This is a genomic window from Mesorhizobium sp. B1-1-6, assembly GCF_006443035.1.
Taxonomy (GTDB): domain Bacteria; phylum Pseudomonadota; class Alphaproteobacteria; order Rhizobiales; family Rhizobiaceae; genus Mesorhizobium.
In genome coordinates, this window is sequence record NZ_VFWR01000012.1 from 195008 (window position 1) to 210651 (window position 15644).

Genomic DNA, 15644 nt, shown 5'->3' on the forward strand with positions numbered 1-15644 from the left:
ATGCTGCATTCCCATGCTGAAATCCAACGCCGTATCGATGCCCTCGGCCCATGGTTCCACAACATGGAACTGGCCGGCGTCGAAACTGCTCCGGACCATTTTCTCGGTAACTACCCGCTGGTCAAATGGCGCAAGTTCGCCTATGCCATTCCAGCCGACCTGTCCGGCAAGTCCGTGCTCGATATCGGCTGCAATGCCGGTTTCTATTCCATCGAAATGAAACGGCGCGGCGCCGGTCGCGTCCTCGGCATCGATTTCGACGAGGCCTATCTGGCACAGGCGCGCTTTGCCGCCGAGATCGCGGACTGCGACATCGAGTTCCAGAAGCTTTCGGTTTATGACGTCGGCGCCCTGCGCGAGACATTCGACATCGTGCTGTTCATGGGGGTTCTTTACCACCTGCGCCATCCCCTGCTCGCGCTCGACCTGATCCGCGGGCATGTCGCCGGCGACCTGATGATCTTCCAGTCCATGCAACGCGGCAGCGCCGATCTGCCTGCGCTTGAGCAGAATTATCATTTCTGGACGCACGACCTGTTCGAGCGGCCGGAATTTCCGAAACTGCATTTCATCGAACATCGATATGCCGACGATCCGACCAATTGGTGGATTCCCAACCGCGCCTGCACCGAAGCGATGTTGCGCAGCGCCGGCTTCGAGATTTTTTTGCACCCCGAGCAGGAGGTTTATTTTTGCCGTTCCGCCGGCGATCCGGCCGGCGGCGGCGCCGTCTACCCGTCGAAAGGACAGATCCATGATTGAAGCCGCGATGATCTGGAACGAGCCCAACAACAAATCGCATTGGGATCCCGAGCTCGACCCCGATTGGAGCCGCTTCGCCGCCATGGCAATGTTGTCGGCGGATGCGATAGCGTCCGAGAACCCGGCCCTGACCAAGGTGCTCGGCGGCATCTCTCCGATCGACCCCGGCTTCGTCACGCGCATGAAGGAACTCAGATTGCTGGACCACGTCGATGCCGTCGCGGTGCATGGCTTTCCGCTCGACTGGAACCTGTGGCAGATCCAGGAATGGCCACAGAAGATCGGTGAGATCGCGGCCGTCACCGATCTCCCGATCTGGGTCAGCGAAGTTGGCGTATCGACCTTCGGCGCCGACGAGATCCAGGTCTGGGGCCTCAGGCGCACCGCTGAATTGCTGCTCGGCAACGCTCCGCGCATCCAGTGGTACAGCCTTTATGATCTTCCGCGCGAATGGGAAGCAACAACGCGCCATCGCGAAGCGGAAGGCTCCTCCTACTATCGTCACTTCCATATGGGGCTGCTGCGCCAGGACGGCACGCCAAAACCGGCACTGGAGGAATTCCTGCGCCATACGCCCGAGATGGGGCTGGTGCAGTGGTTTCATTTCGAGGACCCGCGGCTGGACGACGCCGTCGCCTGGATGAAGCGGCTCGGGGTCACCAATATGCGGACCGGACTTTCCTGGGCCGACAGTTTCAGGCCGAATGCATTGAACTGGTTCGACCGACAGATGGAAGCGCTCGCCGATTTCGACGTGACCGTCACCTTCTGCTTCACGCCAGAGCATCGCGGGATGATGCCTCACCACACCAGTCCGCCGCTGGTGCCGGAGGAATTCGCCGAATTCTGTGCAACCATGATCCGCCGCTACGCGCCCGGCGTGGCTTCCACGTCGAAGCGGCGAGCCTCGGCAGCGTGAGGCTCCCATGCATCAACCGTCGGCAACCCTGGGCGAATTCGCGGCGCTGTTGACGGGCAGTGACGCAGCTCATGGCTCCGCCCTCATGGTCGTCGTCGCGCATCCGGACGACGAGACAATCGGCATCGGCGGGCATCTTGCCGGACTGCGGTCATGCCGCATCGTCCATGTCACGGACGGAGCACCACGCGATCTTGCCGACGCGCAAGCGCATGGTTTCGAGACATGGCAGGACTATGCCGATGCCCGCCGTGCGGAACTGACGGAAGCCTTGGCCGCGGCCGGCATATCGCCATCGGGCCTGACCGCTCTTGGCTATCCCGACAAGGAGGCTGCGGCGAATCTCGTGGCGCTCGCGCAGGAACTCGCCTGCCTTGTTTGCGAACCCGACATCCGCTTCGTCTGCACACATCCTTTCGAGGGAGGCCATCCCGACCACGACGCGACCGCTTTCGCCGTTCACGCGGCCTGCCATCTTCTGCGCCGTGACCGCCGGCCCGTGCCCACCATCATCGAAATGGCCTTTTATTCGGCTGGCCCGGACGGCCCGGTATTTCAGGATTTCGCCAGCGGCACCGGCAGTGATTGCATAGAGGTCTGCCTGACCGAAGCGGCCTTTCAGCAAAAGCAGCGCATGCTGGCCAGCCACCTGACGCAGCAGCGGACGCTGGCGCCGTTCTCGACCCGCACCGAGCGTTTCCGGCTGGCGCCGACCTATGATTTCCTGAAGCTGCCCAACGATGGCAGGCTCTACTATGAATCGCTGCCGCTGGGTTTCGAGCCCGGCACCTGGCTGCATGCAAGCGCCCGTGCTCACGAGGCGCTCCGGCTCGACCAGCCATGACGCTCACAGTGCTCAATGTTGCCTATCCTCTCGCGCCGGTGGGACCGAACGCCGTTGGCGGCGCCGAGCAGGTGCTGTCAATGCTCGATCAGGCCCTGACCCGTGCCGGTCACCGATCCATCGTCATCGGCTGCCAGGGTTCCAGTGCAAGCGGCATTCTGGTGGAAACGCCCGCCGAAGCCGGCGTGCTCGACCAGTCAGCAAAAATCCGGGCACAGGAGTCCCATCGCGCCGCGATCGCCGCTGCCCGCGCCCAATGGCCGATCGACGTGGTTCACCTGCATGGCATCGACTTCGACGCCTACCTGCCTGCCGACGGTCCGACCCTGGTGACGCTTCACCTGCCGCTCGACTGGTACCCGGCCGGGGCGCTGCGCCTAGGGCGCGACGATCTCTGGCTTCACGCCGTCTCGTCAGCCCAGCAAAGAACCGCACCGCCGGACGCAAGCTTGGTTGCCCCGATCCCGAATGGTGTCGATATCGACGCGCTGAACCAGCCGCGGCCCAGGGGCGACTTCGCCGTCGTGCTCAGCCGCATCTGCCCGGAAAAGGGCATACACCTGGCATTGGATGCCGCCAGGCAGACTGATGTGCCGCTGGTCATCGGCGGGCGGGTCTATCCTTACGAGACGCATACCCAGTACTTTCGCGATGAGGTCGAACCTCGCCTCGATCGTCGGCGCCGCTTCCTCGGTCCGCTCGGCTTCATCGCCAAGCGGCGCTTGCTCAATGCAGCACGCTGCCTGGTCGTTCCGAGCCTCGCCGCCGAGACCAGTTCGCTGGTCGCGATGGAAGCACTCGCCTGCGGCACACCGGTGATCGCCTTTCCAAATGGTGCGCTTCCCGAAGTGGTCGAGCACGGCAAGACCGGCTTTATCGTCAACAATGTCGACGAGATGGCGCAAGCAATTGTCGCGGCACCCAGCCTTGATGCCGAGACGTGCCGAAGCGAGGCGCGCCGGCGGTTTTCGCTCGAGCGCATGGTCTCGTCCTACATGAGCGCCTATCTGGCGCTGGCCCGGCTCGGCGCCGACCGCAGGCGTCTCGCCGCGGTGCGGTGAAAGAGCAGATGCTGCGCAGCGAGATCATCGGCGATCCAGAGCAATTGCATGCACTGGCGCCGCACTGGTGGAACCTGTGGGAGCAGAGTTCGTCGGCGACGCCCTTTCAATGTCCCGCCTGGCTGCTGCCGTGGTGGCGCACATTCGCTCCGGGGGAGCTGGCGACGGTCGCCATCTGGCGCGGCAACGATCTGGTGGGCCTGGCGCCGCTCTATCTCGAACATGGCACGGAAGGCTCGAAACTGCTTCCGATCGGCATTTCCCTCAGCGACTATCTGGACGTGCTGTGTGTGCCCGGCAGCGAGGCCCAGGTCGCCACTGCCCTTGCAGAGAAGATACTCTCGATCGAGTGGTCGCAGTGGATCCTGCCGGATCTGCCGCAAGGCAGTGCCGGTCTGGCGATCGAACATCCCGAATTGAAAGCCGATGGACTGGTCGGCCACGCCGTTTGTCCCGTGCTTGCCACCGACGGCGATGAAACGCTGGCGGGCTGCGTCCCTGCCCGGCGCAGACGCCAGTTGCGCCGGGCGCGCCGCGCCGCATCCAGACGCGGCCGGGTCGAGTTGTCGCCGGTACGAGGCGATCCTCAACTGTTCCTCGACCACCTGATAGGCCTGCACGGCGCGCGCTGGGCCGGAAACGGAGGCGGCGTGCTGGCCGACCTCGCCGTCGAGCAATTCCACAGGTGCTCGCTTCCCCTGCTCGACGCTCGAGATCTGACCCGACGCTGGGTGCTCGCCATCGACGGCAAGCCAATCGGCGTCTACTACGGATTTCACCATCGCGGCCGTGCCTATGCCTATCTTGGCGGTTTCGATCCTGCCTATGCCGAGGAAAGTCCAGGCGCGATCCTGGTCGGCCACGCAATCGCCGAATCGATCCGCGAAGGTGCGCGCGAGTTCGACTTCCTGCGCGGCCAGGAGCCGTACAAATATGGCTGGGGCGCTGGCGACAGGTGGACGATGCGAAGGACTTGGACGCGGAAATGAGACCATGGTTTCGATGGAACCAACATCCGTGCGCCGCCGGATAGCGGTCAGGCTGGCGGTCGAGGACTGTATGGCGGACGCTGTCAGTGCCGAGGCCGTCATCGCCAGGCTGGCGCTGCATCTCCACCCAGGCATCGGGGCAGTCGAATTGGCGGAGATCGTGGCGGAGATCGATCCGGTCGATACTCGAGACAGGGAAAGGCTCCAGCAGATAGCCGGGCTGCTTCGCCGCGGATCGGAGGTTTTTGCCACGTTGCAGAAAACGGGTTCTGCCGTTCGTCACGAACGCGACGACGACGAGACGGATGCAGATGTCGTGACGCGGCTGGCCTCGGGCTTTGATGCCGCGGCAGCGATTTCCCGGGTGGCGAGTGTCCAGTTGGCTTCCCTTGGCGATGAGGAAAGGCTGGCAGCCACGACCGACGAAATCGTTGCATGGCTGACAGCGCAAGACTTCACCGGCGCTGGACGCAGCATTCTGGACATCGGTTGCGGCATCGGGCGTTTCGAACGCGCGCTGTCGGCGTCCTGTGGGCGGGTCGTCGGTATCGACATATCGTCGAGGATGATATCGATCGCCCGTGAGCAATGCGCAGCGCTTGGCAATGTAGAGTTGCGGCGGACCTCAGGCCTGGATCTGGCGGAGTTCGGCGACGCGAGTTTCGACTGCGTTCTGGCGGTCGACAGTTTCCCCTATCTGGTGCTAGCCGGCGTGGCGGAGCGGCATTTCGGCGAAATTGCGCGCGTCCTCAAAAGGCCGGGCAGGCTGGCCTTGCTGAACTACTCATATCGCGAATCACTGTTTTTGGACCGCTCCGATATATGTCGCCTGGCGCAACGTCACGGATTGCAGGTCGTCATCGATGGCGAAAAGCCGTTTCGGCTGTGGGACGGCGACGCCTTCCTGCTTGCCGGCGTGACGGAACATTACCAGCCAATGCCAGTTCGGGCGTCGAACACAGCGACGCTGAAGAGCGGCGCCAATTCGAAGGAGGACAGCATGGCATCCGGCAGCAAGAAACATATCGGCCGTGGCAGCCACGGCAAAGGGGCCGGCGCCGGAGCAATGACCGAACTGGCCAAGGACAAGATCGAAGAGAATGCCGTTTTATCCAACAGGGACAAGAAGCAGCACAGCGAGGAACGCGGCCTGGACGGCAATCAGATCAAGTCCGATCAATATCAGGATCATGCCGCAAATCGATTGCCGAAGGACTGAAAGCGCCGCAGTGGATCTGTGACCTCGGCAATCGAGAGTGGAAGAAAAACCTGTGCAAGGGCTGCCGGCAACGGTTTCGGCACCGGGCATCTCCTTGTAATGGCGGTTGCTTGTCATCACAATAGGATGACGGACTGCCATCCATCCAGCCAGGGAATACGATGTCTCGTTCGAGCGATGATAGAATGGACCCGCGCGCAGGAATGGCGATGGATCAGGAGATTGCCTCTCTGCTGATCGCGATCGAGCAGGAAAAGGTTCCTGATCGCTTGACCAGACTGGCGATCGAACTGCAAAACGCGCTCCTTGCGAAACGCCGGCGCGACATAAAGAACTGACTATCTTCGGCTGTCGGCATCGATATCGATCTGCCCGTCCGACAGATGATTTCGTCTTTCCATCAGCGTCTGCAGCGAACTCTCCCCCAGGAACTCAAGAACGGCGGCGCGGGCACGGTTGAGCCGGCTTTTGACCGTTCCCACCGCACAGCCACATATCTCGGCCGTCTCCTCATAGCTGACACCTAGGACGCCGATCAGCATCAGCACCTCGCGCTGGTGTTCAGGGAGCCTCTGGATGGCGCCGTGAACTTCCTTGCTCTGAACGGTCCATTCCTGTGTGGCTTCCGAAATCGGCCTCGAGGACGCGCAGTCGAGCAGGCCAGGCGCTTCCCTGGCCGCGACCTTGACCCGGGTGTAGTAGGTGTTGCGCATGATCGTGAAGAGCCACGACTTCATGCGCGTGCCGGGTTCGAACTTGTCGATGTTGGCAAGGCCCTTCGTCAACGTTTCCTGCACCAGATCGTCGGCATCGTCGGGGATACGGCAGAAGGTGCGCGCGAAAGCCCGTAGCGCGGGTATCAGGTCAACGATGGAAACTTCATGGGTTTCCTGGTCGGCCAAAAGATAGCCTTCGCCTGACAATGGTCCAGCTCCCAGAAAGAAGTATGAATGCAGACCCCAGCTAAATGCATGGACGTTTGTATCGTTCCGGGCGTTGAAGACAACTCTCCAGAAAATTCTGATGCGGCCGAACGATCCTGCTGCGGCCGCGCCCCCCTTGCGCGCCGTCCACCAGCGTGTTCGCGCTGGCTTAGGATAGGCGCGACGCGCCGTTGTGCGGGAACAAAGCCATGCACCGGCAGTTCGGCGCCTTGAGCCAAGTCAGCCCACGGGCGTCAATCGAGGAAAAAATCATGGCCAAATCCGCACACCGTTCAGTTCCCAAATCGGCGCCTATGCACGATCAGAATGCCGCGCGCGGAAATGGCGGCGAATTGCACCAGATCGCGGAAGCCGACACGCCTGTTCTCACGACTGCCCTGGGAACGCCTGTCTCCGACGACCAGAACACATTGCGGATTGGCGAGCGCGGACCGTCTCTGATCGAGGACTCCCACTTTCGCGACAAGATCTTCCACTTCGATCACGAACGCATCCCGGAAAGGGTGGTGCATGCCCGTGGTTACGGCGCTCATGGCTATTTCGAGACTTATGAATCGCTGGCCAAATACACGCGTGCCGACATTTTCCAGCGCGCCGGCGAAAAGACGCCTGCCTTCGTGCGGTTCTCGACGGTTGCCGGCAACAAGGGCTCGTTCGACCTCGCCCGAGACGTGCGCGGCTTTGCCGTCAAGCTCTACACCAAAGAAGGCAATTGGGACCTCGTCGGCAACAATATTCCCGTGTTCTTCATCCAGGACGCCATCAAATTTCCGGACCTCATCCATGCTGCCAAGCAGGAGCCAGACCGGGCTTTCCCGCAGGCCCAGACCGCACATGACAATTTCTGGGATTTCATCAGCCTGATGCCGGAATCGATGCACATGGTCATGTGGATCATGTCGGATCGAGCGATACCGCGCTCCTTCCGTTTCATGCAAGGCTTTGGCGTCCATACGTTCCGCCTCGTCAATGCCGACGACGAATCCACATTCGTCAAATTCATCTGGAAGCCGAAACTCGGCATGCAGTCGGTGATCTGGAACGAAGCGGTCAAGATCAATGGCGCCGATCCCGACTTCCACCGCCGCGACCTGTGGGAAGCGATCCAGTCAGGAAACTTCCCGGAATGGGAGCTGACGGTGCAATTGTTCGACCAGGATTTTGCCGACAGCTTCGACTTCGACATCTTGGACGCCACGAAGATCATACCTGAAGAGATCATCGAGCCAATCCCGGTCGGGCGGCTGGTGCTCGACCGCATGCCGGAGAATTTCTTCGCCGAGACCGAGCAGGTTGCATTCATGACCCAGAACGTGCCGCCCGGGATCGACTTCTCCAACGACCCGCTTCTGCAGGGCCGCAACTTCTCCTATCTCGACACCCAGTTGAAGCGGCTGGGCAGCCCGAACTTCACCCATATTCCGATCAACGCTCCGAAATGCCCCTTCGCACATTTTCAGCAGGACGGGCACATGGCCATGCACAACCCGGTCGGCCGCGCCAACTATGAGCCGAATTCGTGGGGCTCGGGTCCCCGCGAGGATCCGCAACGCGGCTTCCGCTCTTTCGCCGACGCCGAAGAGGGGCAGAAGGTGCGTCTGCGGGCGGAGAGCTTCGCCGACCACTACAGCCAGGCGCGGCAATTCTTCAACAGCCAGACAGCGCCGGAGCAACGCCATATCGCCATGGCGCTGACATTCGAATTGAGCAAGGTGCAGGCACCGGCGATCCGCGAACGCATGGTGGCGCATCTGCTGAACATAGACGAAACGCTGGCGACTCAAGTCGCCGACAAGCTTGGCATTCGGAACATGCCCGACCCCGCCGAGACCGCCATCCCGCCGCGCGACGACCTGCCGCCGTCTCCGGCTCTCAGTATCATCGAGAACGGTCCCGATAGTTTCAAAGGCCGCAAGGTCGGCGTGTTGCTGAGCGACGGGGCCGACACGGCCCTTTTCGAACAACTTCGCTCGGCCATCGAAACGGAAGGCGCGGTCATGGAGGTGATCGCGCCCAAGGTGGGCGGCGTCGAGGCCGCAGACGGCACCCACATCGAAGCCAGACACATGATCGACGGCGGCCCGTCGGTCCTGTTCGACGCGGTGGTACTGCTCCTGTCCGAGCCGGGCGCCGAGTTGCTGGTCAAGGAGGCAGCCGCCAGGGACTTCGTGTCGGATGCCTTTGCGCATTGCAAATTCATCGGCTTTACAGAGGGAGCCGCGCCGCTCCTGGCCAAGGCAGGCGTCGCAGCCGATGCCGATGAGGGATTGATGCGGCTGGACTCCGCAGCCTCCGCCAAGGCATTCGTGCAAGCTTGCCGCAAGCTGCGGCTGTGGGCCCGGGAAGCGGCCGTCAAGCTGTGACGCGATCTACCCAGCACGGATTCCCGTCCGTGAGCGGCGGTTCGGCCAGCGGGATTCCAGTCGGTGCGGGCTAGGGGCGGTCTTGCTCCTTGGCCTCCCGCTGTTTTCTCAGCACTTCGTCGGTTCCGACCAGCTTCTTGGCTCCGCCTGGAATGGAGGTGGACACCACCGCTGGCGGGTCGCTTGCGGGAAAGGAATCTTCCAGACCGGCCTGCAGCTGATCCTCCAGCGTTTGCGGCTCTTCCGAGCGGCCGGGGGTTCTGCGGTCCTCTATCTTTTCCAGCGGTTGCTTCTTATCCGGCGATTCGTTCGCGTTCCTGATCCAGGCATAAAGCTGTTCGATCGCGAATTCCTTGATTGCCTCGAAATCGGCTCGATCGTCCTTGGTCGCCTCGATCTGATCGACCATGGCTTTCTCGAACCGGGCAAGGCTATCACCCCCGCAGGCCCGGGAAAGACGCAACAATGCCTCATGCAGCATCATCGGGGCGAAACGAGCCGAAGCCTCGAGTCTCAGTTGCTCTAAATGCTCTTGAGTGGCGGCTTGGAGCTTTGACATGGACAGCCCTTTCTCTCACACGCATTTCAACGAGAGTTGACCGTGGATGTTCCACTGCGCCTGAACGTCCTTTCCGCGCCGGCGAACTACATGAACCAGGTCGCCACCAGTCCCGCGGACGCCGCAAAGACCGCTATGGTCGTCACGCCACCCAGAATGTTGGTGGCCCTGCTGTTGACCTTGTCGCCCATGATCTTGCGATTGTTGGTCATGATGAGCATGAGAAGCAGCAGAGGTGGCGTCGAAAAACCCTGCACGATGCCGGACCAGACCAAGGCTTTCATCGGGTTGAAGCCAAAGAAATTGAGACCCACCGCCACCAGGGTGATCACTCCCGTCGCGATGTAGAATTTGGGCGCATGCCGGGGCTTGGCGTTCAAGCCATTCTTCCACCCCATGGCCTGCGCGAAATCGAAAGCGGCGCCGGCAGTCATGACCGGCACCGCCAGGAAGCCGACGCCGATCACCCCGGCCGCAAAGAGAATTCCGGCCGCGTCGCCCGCAAGCGGCCGCAGCGCTTCGGCCGCCTGCGCTGCCGTTTCGATCTGGGTATGCCCCGCCTCGTACAGCGTCGATCCGGTCGAAAGGATGATGAAATACATGATCAGGTTGGAAAAGATCATGCCGATCAGGATATCGCGCCGGGACCGGCGGAGTTCACCCTCGGTGGCTCCCTTGCGCTCTTCGAGGCTCGTTCTGCCCTTGGCGATCTCCTCCTCCACCTCCTGGTTGGACTGCCAGGTGTAGAGATAGGCGGACAGCGTCGTGCCGATGATGGCGACGATGATGGACAGATATTCGCGGCTGAACTCGATTTTCGGCAGCAGAGTGCCGCGCAGCACCGAGACCACATCCGGCTTGGCGAGCACAGCGGAGACCACATAGGCGAGCAGGGCCAGTGCCAACCACCGGAATATGTTGCGGATTAGCTTGTAGGATCCGAACATCTGCAAGGCAAAAATAATCATCGCGACACCGATGACGACCGAGTTTGAAGGCAGCGGAACGAACAGCACGACAGCCGCCGACATCGCGCCAAGGTCGGCGGCTGCCTCGATCGTGTTGCCGATCAGCACGCCCACCAGCACGGACCACAGCAGCCAACGCGGATAGAAATCGGAAATGACCTTGAAAAGACCACGGCCCGACACCTGGCCAAGTTTGGACGAGAGATAGACGACGATGTACATCATCGGGAGAGTGACAGGAGCCGTCCACAAAAGGCCGGGCCCGAACCGGGCTCCGGCACTCGCATAGGTGCCAATGGCCGAGCAATCGTCGTCAGCCGCCCCAGTGATCAGTCCGAGCCCGAGAGCGCGTGTGATGCCGCCGTCTTTTCGCTCTCCCTCGCTTCGGCCGGCATCGTCAGCTGCTCCACTCATGGGAGATGCGTGTCCAACGAGGCCACACGGGAAAAAATCATGTCGATTGTTCCGACCAAGTGCCGATGCCGAGATTGAGGTTCGAACCTCCGGTCAAGCTTTTTGTTCCTGTGGAAGCCAACCGCCAATGAAACGCAGCGCCCGCCTTGGCCGTTGATGCGGCTGGAGCCGCATCGCCTTGAAGATCGACATGGATATGCCTGGGGCCGACGGTCGAAAAGAGTGCGGTGAGGCTCTTCACCCGCACCTTCCCCTAGCCGGCCTGATCTATGGCGGGGCGGCGCTGCTCATGGCGACCCTCTGGATCCGGGAAAGCGGAAAGCGGCAGGCCCGACACGACCTGCGTGCCGTCTGACACCGAAGAATCGAAACAAAAAGCCAACCGCGGGGCGATCCACAGCCGCTGTCAGGCGGAACCTCGTCCCGGTAATTGCGTCTCTTCGCTGACCTGCTTCCGCAGTTCCTCACGCGCGCGTTCCACCTGGCCCTCGCGCGCGGATTGCGAGGCGCTGCGCCCCGACCGATCCAGCCTGTCCAACTCGTGCTCGACCGTTTGGCGAGAGCCCTCCGCCGGATCCTCTTCCGGATGGCTGTCCGCAGCCTGTTCCTGCCGCGTCTCTTCCCTGCCTCGGCGGTCGTTGCGCGTCGCGTCCTGGCTGCGATCGTCCTTGCCTGCGACGCTTCGATTTCCGCCGGCCGTTTTGTCTGTGTTGCTCATGGCTAGTTCCTTAAGCTTTCGCGGCGTGGAACCGTCCGATGCGCGTCCCGCGCCTTTGCCTGGAGAAACGGACATATCCGCCATTTGGTTGCGCTCCCGGCGCGCAAGCATCGGCCCGGCGCCAATCGCATGGCGGAGAAAAGCCGGCCATCGTTGCCAAGCATCCTTTTACAGCGATTCGCGTTATCGCCTTGGCATCCATGGGGATTTCACATGGCAAGATGCACGGGCCCGTCCATCCGCCTGCGGCAACGGCGGCAATGGCCCATTGCGTCCGCCTTTGCACGTCCAGCTCGAAGCACGTCCGGCAGCCGTCTTCCAGGCGTCCTGAAATGGCTCGGCCTCGCGTCTACAGTGGTCTCGGCACCGGTCCTGAGCGGGTGCAGCGGCTGGCAATCCGCACTCCACGCACATGGTGCGAATGCCCGTGCGATTCTCGATCTCATCTGGTCTTTTGGCGCGGTGGCGACCATCACCTGGCTGCTCGTCATGCTGGCCCTGGCAATGGCGCTCTTCCATCAGCGCCGGGCACAAGCAGGACCCCCGCCGCTGGTCATCGACAGCCATCAGGAGCACAGGTTTAGCCGCGCGGTCGGAAGCGCCGTCGCGGCGACCGTGCTGGTTCTCGCCGCGCTGACGATAACGAGCTTCTTCGCCGGCAAATCCATTGCCTCGCTGGGCGGAAAGGAGACGCTCACCATCCGCATCACAGGGCATCAATGGTGGTGGGAAATACGCTATCCCAACGATGATCGGTCGCGCATGATTGTCACGGCGAACGAGATCCATCTTCCCGTCGGCGAACGGGTAAAGGTGGAACTCGATTCGACCGATGTCATTCACAGCTTATGGGTGCCAAGCCTGGCCGGTAAAAGGGACCTCATTCCGGGCCGGCCGAGCGAGATCACCCTCATTGCCGACAGGCCTGGTATCTATCGCGGCCAGTGCGCCGAGTTCTGCGGCTACCAGCATGCTCACATGGCCGTCACCGTCATCGCGGAAAGCCGCGAAGCGTTCGAGGCATGGCGGTCCAGACAAGACGCCGCCGCCATCGCGCCTGCCAGCGAGGAGGAACGCCGCGGCCAGCGGGCTTTTCTTTCCACCGGTTGCGCGCTCTGCCACACGATAAGGGGGACGCCGGCCAAGGGAGCGGTCGGGCCCGACCTTACCCATCTCGCAAACCGGCGTGCATTGGCCGCCGACACGCTGGCCATGACACCCGGCGCGCTCGCCGCGTGGATCGCCGATCCGCAATCCACAAAACCCGGCGCGAAGATGCCGCGCATTGCTCTCAGCGCCGACGATCTTCGTGCGGTCGTCACCTATCTTGGAAGTCTTGAATGAGTGGCGTTGCCGGGAAGACGGCTAGGCGAAAACAGGAAGCGGCCCTGAAAGGCATCCGCGACACCGGGCTCGACGAGGCAAGACTGCACGACTATCTGGCGCATGCCTGGCGGACGCCGAACGGCCTCTATGGTTGGCTGGTCACGGTCGACCACAAGCTGATCGCCCGGCGCTATATGGTGACGGCCTTCCTGTTCCTCGCCCTTGCAGGCCTGTCGGCACTTGCCATGCGGTTCCAGCTTGCCACGCCGGAGGCACGCCATATCGGCCCCGATCTCTACAACCAGCTCTTCACCATGCATGGCACGACGATGATGTTCCTGTTCGCCGTACCGGTCATGGAAGCGTTCGCCATCTACCTGGTGCCGCTGATGATCGGCACCCGAAACGTCGCCTTCCCGCGGCTCAACGCCTTCAGCTACTGGGTCTATCTCTCCGGTGGGTTGATGATCTGGATCGCCTTCGCTTTCGACACCGGCGCGGATGCCGGCTGGTTTTCCTACGTGCCGCTCGCCGGACCTGAATATGGGATCGGCAAGCGCCCCGATTTCTGGGCGCAGATGGTGACCTACACCGAAGTGTCCGCACTCGCGGTCGCCGTCGAGATCATCGCGACTGTGTTCAAGCAGCGCGCCCCTGGCATGTCGCTCGATCGCATCCCGCTCTATGTCTGGTCAGTCCTCGTCATGGCTTTCATCATATTGTTCGCCATGCCCGCGGTGATGGTGTCGAGCACCATGCTGATCCTCGACCGGCTGGTCGGCACCAGGTTCTTCGACCCGGCGGCGGGGGGCGACGCACTGCTCTGGCAGCACCTGTTCTGGTTCTTCGGCCACCCGGAGGTCTATATCATCTTCATTCCCGCGACCGGCTTCGTCTCGGCTATCCTGCCGAGCTTCGTGCGCCGTCCGGTCTTCGGCTATCTCGGGATCGTGCTGTCGCTGATCGCGATCGGCTTTCTTTCCTTCGGCCTGTGGGTGCACCATATGTTCGCCACGGGCCTGCCGCAGCTCGGCGAAAGCTTCTTCACCGCCTCCTCGATGATGATCGCCATTCCGAGCGGCATCCAGATCTTCTGCTGGATCGCGACGATCTGGGGCGGCCGGCCGATTTTTGCCACGCCGCTGCTTTTCGTGCTCGGCTTCATTTTCACCTTCGTGATTGGCGGGCTGACCGGAGTCATGGTCGCCTCGGTGCCGCTCGACCTGCAGGTGCACGACACCTATTTCGTCGTCGCGCATTTCCACTATGTGCTGGTCGGCGGCGCCGTCTTCCCCCTGCTCGGCGCCGTCTACTACTGGTTTCCCAAGATCACTGGCCGCATGCTGTCCGAAAGGCTCGGCCGCTGGAATTTCTTGCTTGTCTTCATCGGCTTCAATCTCACCTTCTTCCCGATGCACATCCTTGGCTTGCAAGGCATGCCGCGGCGCGTCTACACCTATCCGCCGGCGAGCGGCTGGGGCGGCACGAACCTGTTCATCAGCATCTCGTCGCTGGTGGTGTTCGCCGGCTTCGCGCTTCTCGTCCTGAACATGCTGCTCAGCCTTCGCAACGGTCGCCTCGCGGGAGACAATCCCTGGGGGGCGAGCACACTGGAATGGGCAACGACGTCGCCGCCACCTTCCTACGATTTTTCGCGCCTGCCAGTGGTGACCCATCGCGAGCCGCTCTGGGCCGAACCCGACATACTCCCGGTGGTCGAGGGCCTGCGCGTCGATGCGCGCGAAGTGCTTGCCGGCACGGTCGCCGATGCGGTGCCGCAACTGCGCGTGCCATCGGCCGACAACTCGATCTGGCCGCTGCTCTCGGCCGTCGCCGTGGGTGGCGCGTTTCTGGGCTCGATTTACACGCCATGGGCGGTGGTCTGGGGCGCGATACCGGTCTCGATCGGCTTTATCTGCTGGTTCTGGCCGAAAGGCGAGCCGGAGGACGAAGAATGAGACACCGGCCAACCGTCGACGTCAGCCACCTGCCCACCTATGATTTTGGATCGGCAAGCCCGATCTGGTGGGGAACGGTGGCCTTCATCACCCTTGAAGCAACCGGTTTTGCCCTGGCGATCGGCACCTATTTCTACCTGGCTGTGCAGGCGCGGCATTGGCCGATCGGAGCGCCAGCACCCGACCTCCTGCCGGGCACGGCAATATTGATCATTCTGCTTGCCAGCGCCGTCCCCAACCGTCTGATCGATCTTTGGGCGCGGCGGCAGGACCTTGTGAAGGTGCGCATCGGCATCGTCGTCATGTCGATCGCCGGAATTCTTCCCCTGATCGTGCGCATCTGGGAATTTCCCGCGCTCCGGATCTCCTGGGACCAGAACGCCTACGGGTCGATCGTCTGGTTCCTGCTCGGCCTGCACACGACACACCTCCTCACCGATGTCGGGGACACGATCGTGCTCGCCGTTCTCATGTTCACCAAGAAAGGCAACACCGGACGCCACTTCAGCGACGTGTCGGACAATGCCTTCTACTGGGACTTCGTGGTCGTCTCATGGGTCGTGCTCTATCTCGTAATCTACTGGGTTCCGAGGATGTAAC

At 62.2% G+C, this 15644-nt stretch carries 16 protein-coding genes and 1 pseudogene; 12 read left to right on the plus strand and 5 right to left on the minus strand.

Features of this window, described 5'->3' with window-relative positions; all coding sequences use genetic code 11:
* From FJ979_RS23700 to FJ979_RS23730, 8 genes and pseudogenes are all read left to right on the plus strand, one after another.
* Positions 1-762: a TIGR04290 family methyltransferase gene (locus tag FJ979_RS23700; protein ID WP_140497392.1), complete on the plus strand. Its 762-nt coding sequence runs from the start codon at positions 1-3 to the stop codon at positions 760-762.
* Positions 755-1681, plus strand: coding sequence for a beta-xylosidase (locus FJ979_RS23705; protein WP_140497390.1), 927 nt, complete (start codon positions 755-757; stop codon positions 1679-1681). The genes FJ979_RS23700 and FJ979_RS23705 overlap by 8 nt, the downstream gene beginning before the upstream one ends.
* Before the next feature lie 7 nt (positions 1682-1688).
* The gene (locus FJ979_RS23710) at positions 1689-2525 is read left to right on the plus strand and encodes a PIG-L family deacetylase (RefSeq protein WP_140515199.1); all 837 of its coding nucleotides are present in this window, start codon (positions 1689-1691) and stop codon (positions 2523-2525) included.
* The gene (locus FJ979_RS23715) at positions 2522-3586 is read left to right on the plus strand and encodes a glycosyltransferase family 4 protein (protein ID WP_140583973.1); all 1065 of its coding nucleotides are present in this window, start codon (positions 2522-2524) and stop codon (positions 3584-3586) included. The genes FJ979_RS23710 and FJ979_RS23715 overlap by 4 nt, the downstream gene beginning before the upstream one ends.
* 8 nt (positions 3587-3594) lie before the next feature.
* Positions 3595-4575, plus strand: coding sequence for a GNAT family N-acetyltransferase (locus tag FJ979_RS23720; RefSeq protein WP_140564426.1), 981 nt, complete (start codon positions 3595-3597; stop codon positions 4573-4575).
* Positions 4576-4645: 70 nt separating this feature from the next.
* Positions 4646-5362, plus strand: a pseudogene (locus FJ979_RS33150) (class I SAM-dependent methyltransferase); the annotation flags it as partial.
* Between the two features lie 213 nt (positions 5363-5575).
* A complete protein-coding gene (locus tag FJ979_RS33155; protein WP_224519089.1) occupies positions 5576-5794 on the plus strand; it encodes a hypothetical protein in 219 nt (72 codons plus the stop codon).
* Between the two features lie 185 nt (positions 5795-5979).
* Positions 5980-6132, plus strand: coding sequence for a hypothetical protein (locus tag FJ979_RS23730; RefSeq protein ID WP_181165412.1), 153 nt, complete (start codon positions 5980-5982; stop codon positions 6130-6132).
* Here FJ979_RS23730 and FJ979_RS23735 read toward each other — a convergent pair whose 3' ends face one another.
* Positions 6133-6696, minus strand: coding sequence for a sigma-70 family RNA polymerase sigma factor (locus FJ979_RS23735; protein WP_140498076.1), 564 nt, complete (start codon positions 6694-6696; stop codon positions 6133-6135). It lies immediately after the preceding gene.
* 293 nt (positions 6697-6989) lie between these two features.
* Here FJ979_RS23735 and FJ979_RS23740 point away from each other — a divergent pair, with 293 nt between their 5' ends.
* On the plus strand, positions 6990-9101 hold the full coding sequence (locus FJ979_RS23740; protein ID WP_140583974.1) for a catalase: 2112 nt from the start codon (positions 6990-6992) through the stop codon (positions 9099-9101).
* A gap of 70 nt (positions 9102-9171) precedes the next feature.
* Here the strand turns inward: FJ979_RS23740 and FJ979_RS23745 are convergent, their stop codons facing one another.
* The 4 genes from FJ979_RS23745 to FJ979_RS23760 all read right to left on the minus strand — a co-directional run bounded on the left by FJ979_RS23745 (position 9172) and on the right by FJ979_RS23760 (position 11844).
* Positions 9172-9660 (minus strand): hypothetical protein, encoded by a 489-nt coding sequence (locus FJ979_RS23745; RefSeq protein WP_140497376.1) that lies wholly within the window; start codon positions 9658-9660, stop codon positions 9172-9174.
* A gap of 86 nt (positions 9661-9746) precedes the next feature.
* Positions 9747-11042 carry an Nramp family divalent metal transporter gene (locus FJ979_RS23750; RefSeq protein WP_140583976.1) on the minus strand — a complete coding sequence of 432 codons (1296 nt, stop codon included), beginning with the start codon at positions 11040-11042 and terminating at the stop codon, positions 9747-9749.
* A 37-nt stretch (positions 11043-11079) separates the two neighbouring features.
* A complete protein-coding gene (locus tag FJ979_RS32685) occupies positions 11080-11283 on the minus strand; it encodes a hypothetical protein (RefSeq protein WP_181167659.1) in 204 nt (67 codons plus the stop codon).
* A gap of 165 nt (positions 11284-11448) precedes the next feature.
* Entirely contained in the window at positions 11449-11844 is a 396-nt protein-coding gene (locus tag FJ979_RS23760) for a hypothetical protein (RefSeq protein ID WP_140564429.1), read from the minus strand.
* Between the two features lie 45 nt (positions 11845-11889).
* Between FJ979_RS23760 and coxB the strand changes: the two genes are divergently transcribed.
* The 3 genes from coxB to FJ979_RS23775 are packed head-to-tail and all read left to right on the plus strand — an operon-like array spanning position 11890 to position 15643.
* Positions 11890-13104 (plus strand): cytochrome c oxidase subunit II, encoded by a 1215-nt coding sequence (gene coxB, locus FJ979_RS23765; RefSeq protein ID WP_246679369.1) that lies wholly within the window; start codon positions 11890-11892, stop codon positions 13102-13104.
* Complete coding sequence (ctaD, locus tag FJ979_RS23770) at positions 13101-15044, plus strand: cytochrome c oxidase subunit I (protein WP_140583978.1); 1944 nt, start codon at positions 13101-13103, stop codon at positions 15042-15044. Before coxB ends, ctaD begins: the two co-directional genes overlap by 4 nt.
* Positions 15041-15643 carry a cytochrome c oxidase subunit 3 gene (locus FJ979_RS23775; RefSeq protein ID WP_140525143.1) on the plus strand — a complete coding sequence of 201 codons (603 nt, stop codon included), beginning with the start codon at positions 15041-15043 and terminating at the stop codon, positions 15641-15643. Before ctaD ends, FJ979_RS23775 begins: the two co-directional genes overlap by 4 nt.
* Position 15644 lies beyond the last annotated feature (1 nt).

Excerpts from the sequence above, each read along its gene's own strand:
- FJ979_RS23715 (WP_140583973.1), top strand. The coding sequence starts at position 2,522 with ATGACGCTCACAGTGCTCAATGTTGCCTATCCTCTCGCGCCGGTGGGA.
- FJ979_RS23775 (WP_140525143.1), top strand. The coding sequence starts at position 15,041 with ATGAGACACCGGCCAACCGTCGACGTCAGCCACCTGCCCACCTATGAT.
- FJ979_RS23720 (WP_140564426.1), top strand. The coding sequence starts at position 3,595 with ATGCTGCGCAGCGAGATCATCGGCGATCCAGAGCAATTGCATGCACTG.
- FJ979_RS23750 (WP_140583976.1), bottom strand. The coding sequence starts at position 11,042 with ATGAGTGGAGCAGCTGACGATGCCGGCCGAAGCGAGGGAGAGCGAAAA.
- FJ979_RS33155 (WP_224519089.1), top strand. The coding sequence starts at position 5,576 with ATGGCATCCGGCAGCAAGAAACATATCGGCCGTGGCAGCCACGGCAAA.
- ctaD (WP_140583978.1), top strand. The coding sequence starts at position 13,101 with ATGAGTGGCGTTGCCGGGAAGACGGCTAGGCGAAAACAGGAAGCGGCC.
- FJ979_RS23705 (WP_140497390.1), top strand. The coding sequence starts at position 755 with ATGATTGAAGCCGCGATGATCTGGAACGAGCCCAACAACAAATCGCAT.
- FJ979_RS23730 (WP_181165412.1), top strand. The coding sequence starts at position 5,980 with ATGGACCCGCGCGCAGGAATGGCGATGGATCAGGAGATTGCCTCTCTG.
- FJ979_RS23740 (WP_140583974.1), top strand. The coding sequence starts at position 6,990 with ATGGCCAAATCCGCACACCGTTCAGTTCCCAAATCGGCGCCTATGCAC.
- FJ979_RS23760 (WP_140564429.1), bottom strand. The coding sequence starts at position 11,844 with ATGGCGGATATGTCCGTTTCTCCAGGCAAAGGCGCGGGACGCGCATCG.
- FJ979_RS23700 (WP_140497392.1), top strand. The coding sequence starts at position 1 with ATGCTGCATTCCCATGCTGAAATCCAACGCCGTATCGATGCCCTCGGC.
- coxB (WP_246679369.1), top strand. The coding sequence starts at position 11,890 with ATGGCGGAGAAAAGCCGGCCATCGTTGCCAAGCATCCTTTTACAGCGA.
- FJ979_RS23710 (WP_140515199.1), top strand. The coding sequence starts at position 1,689 with ATGCATCAACCGTCGGCAACCCTGGGCGAATTCGCGGCGCTGTTGACG.
- FJ979_RS23745 (WP_140497376.1), bottom strand. The coding sequence starts at position 9,660 with ATGTCAAAGCTCCAAGCCGCCACTCAAGAGCATTTAGAGCAACTGAGA.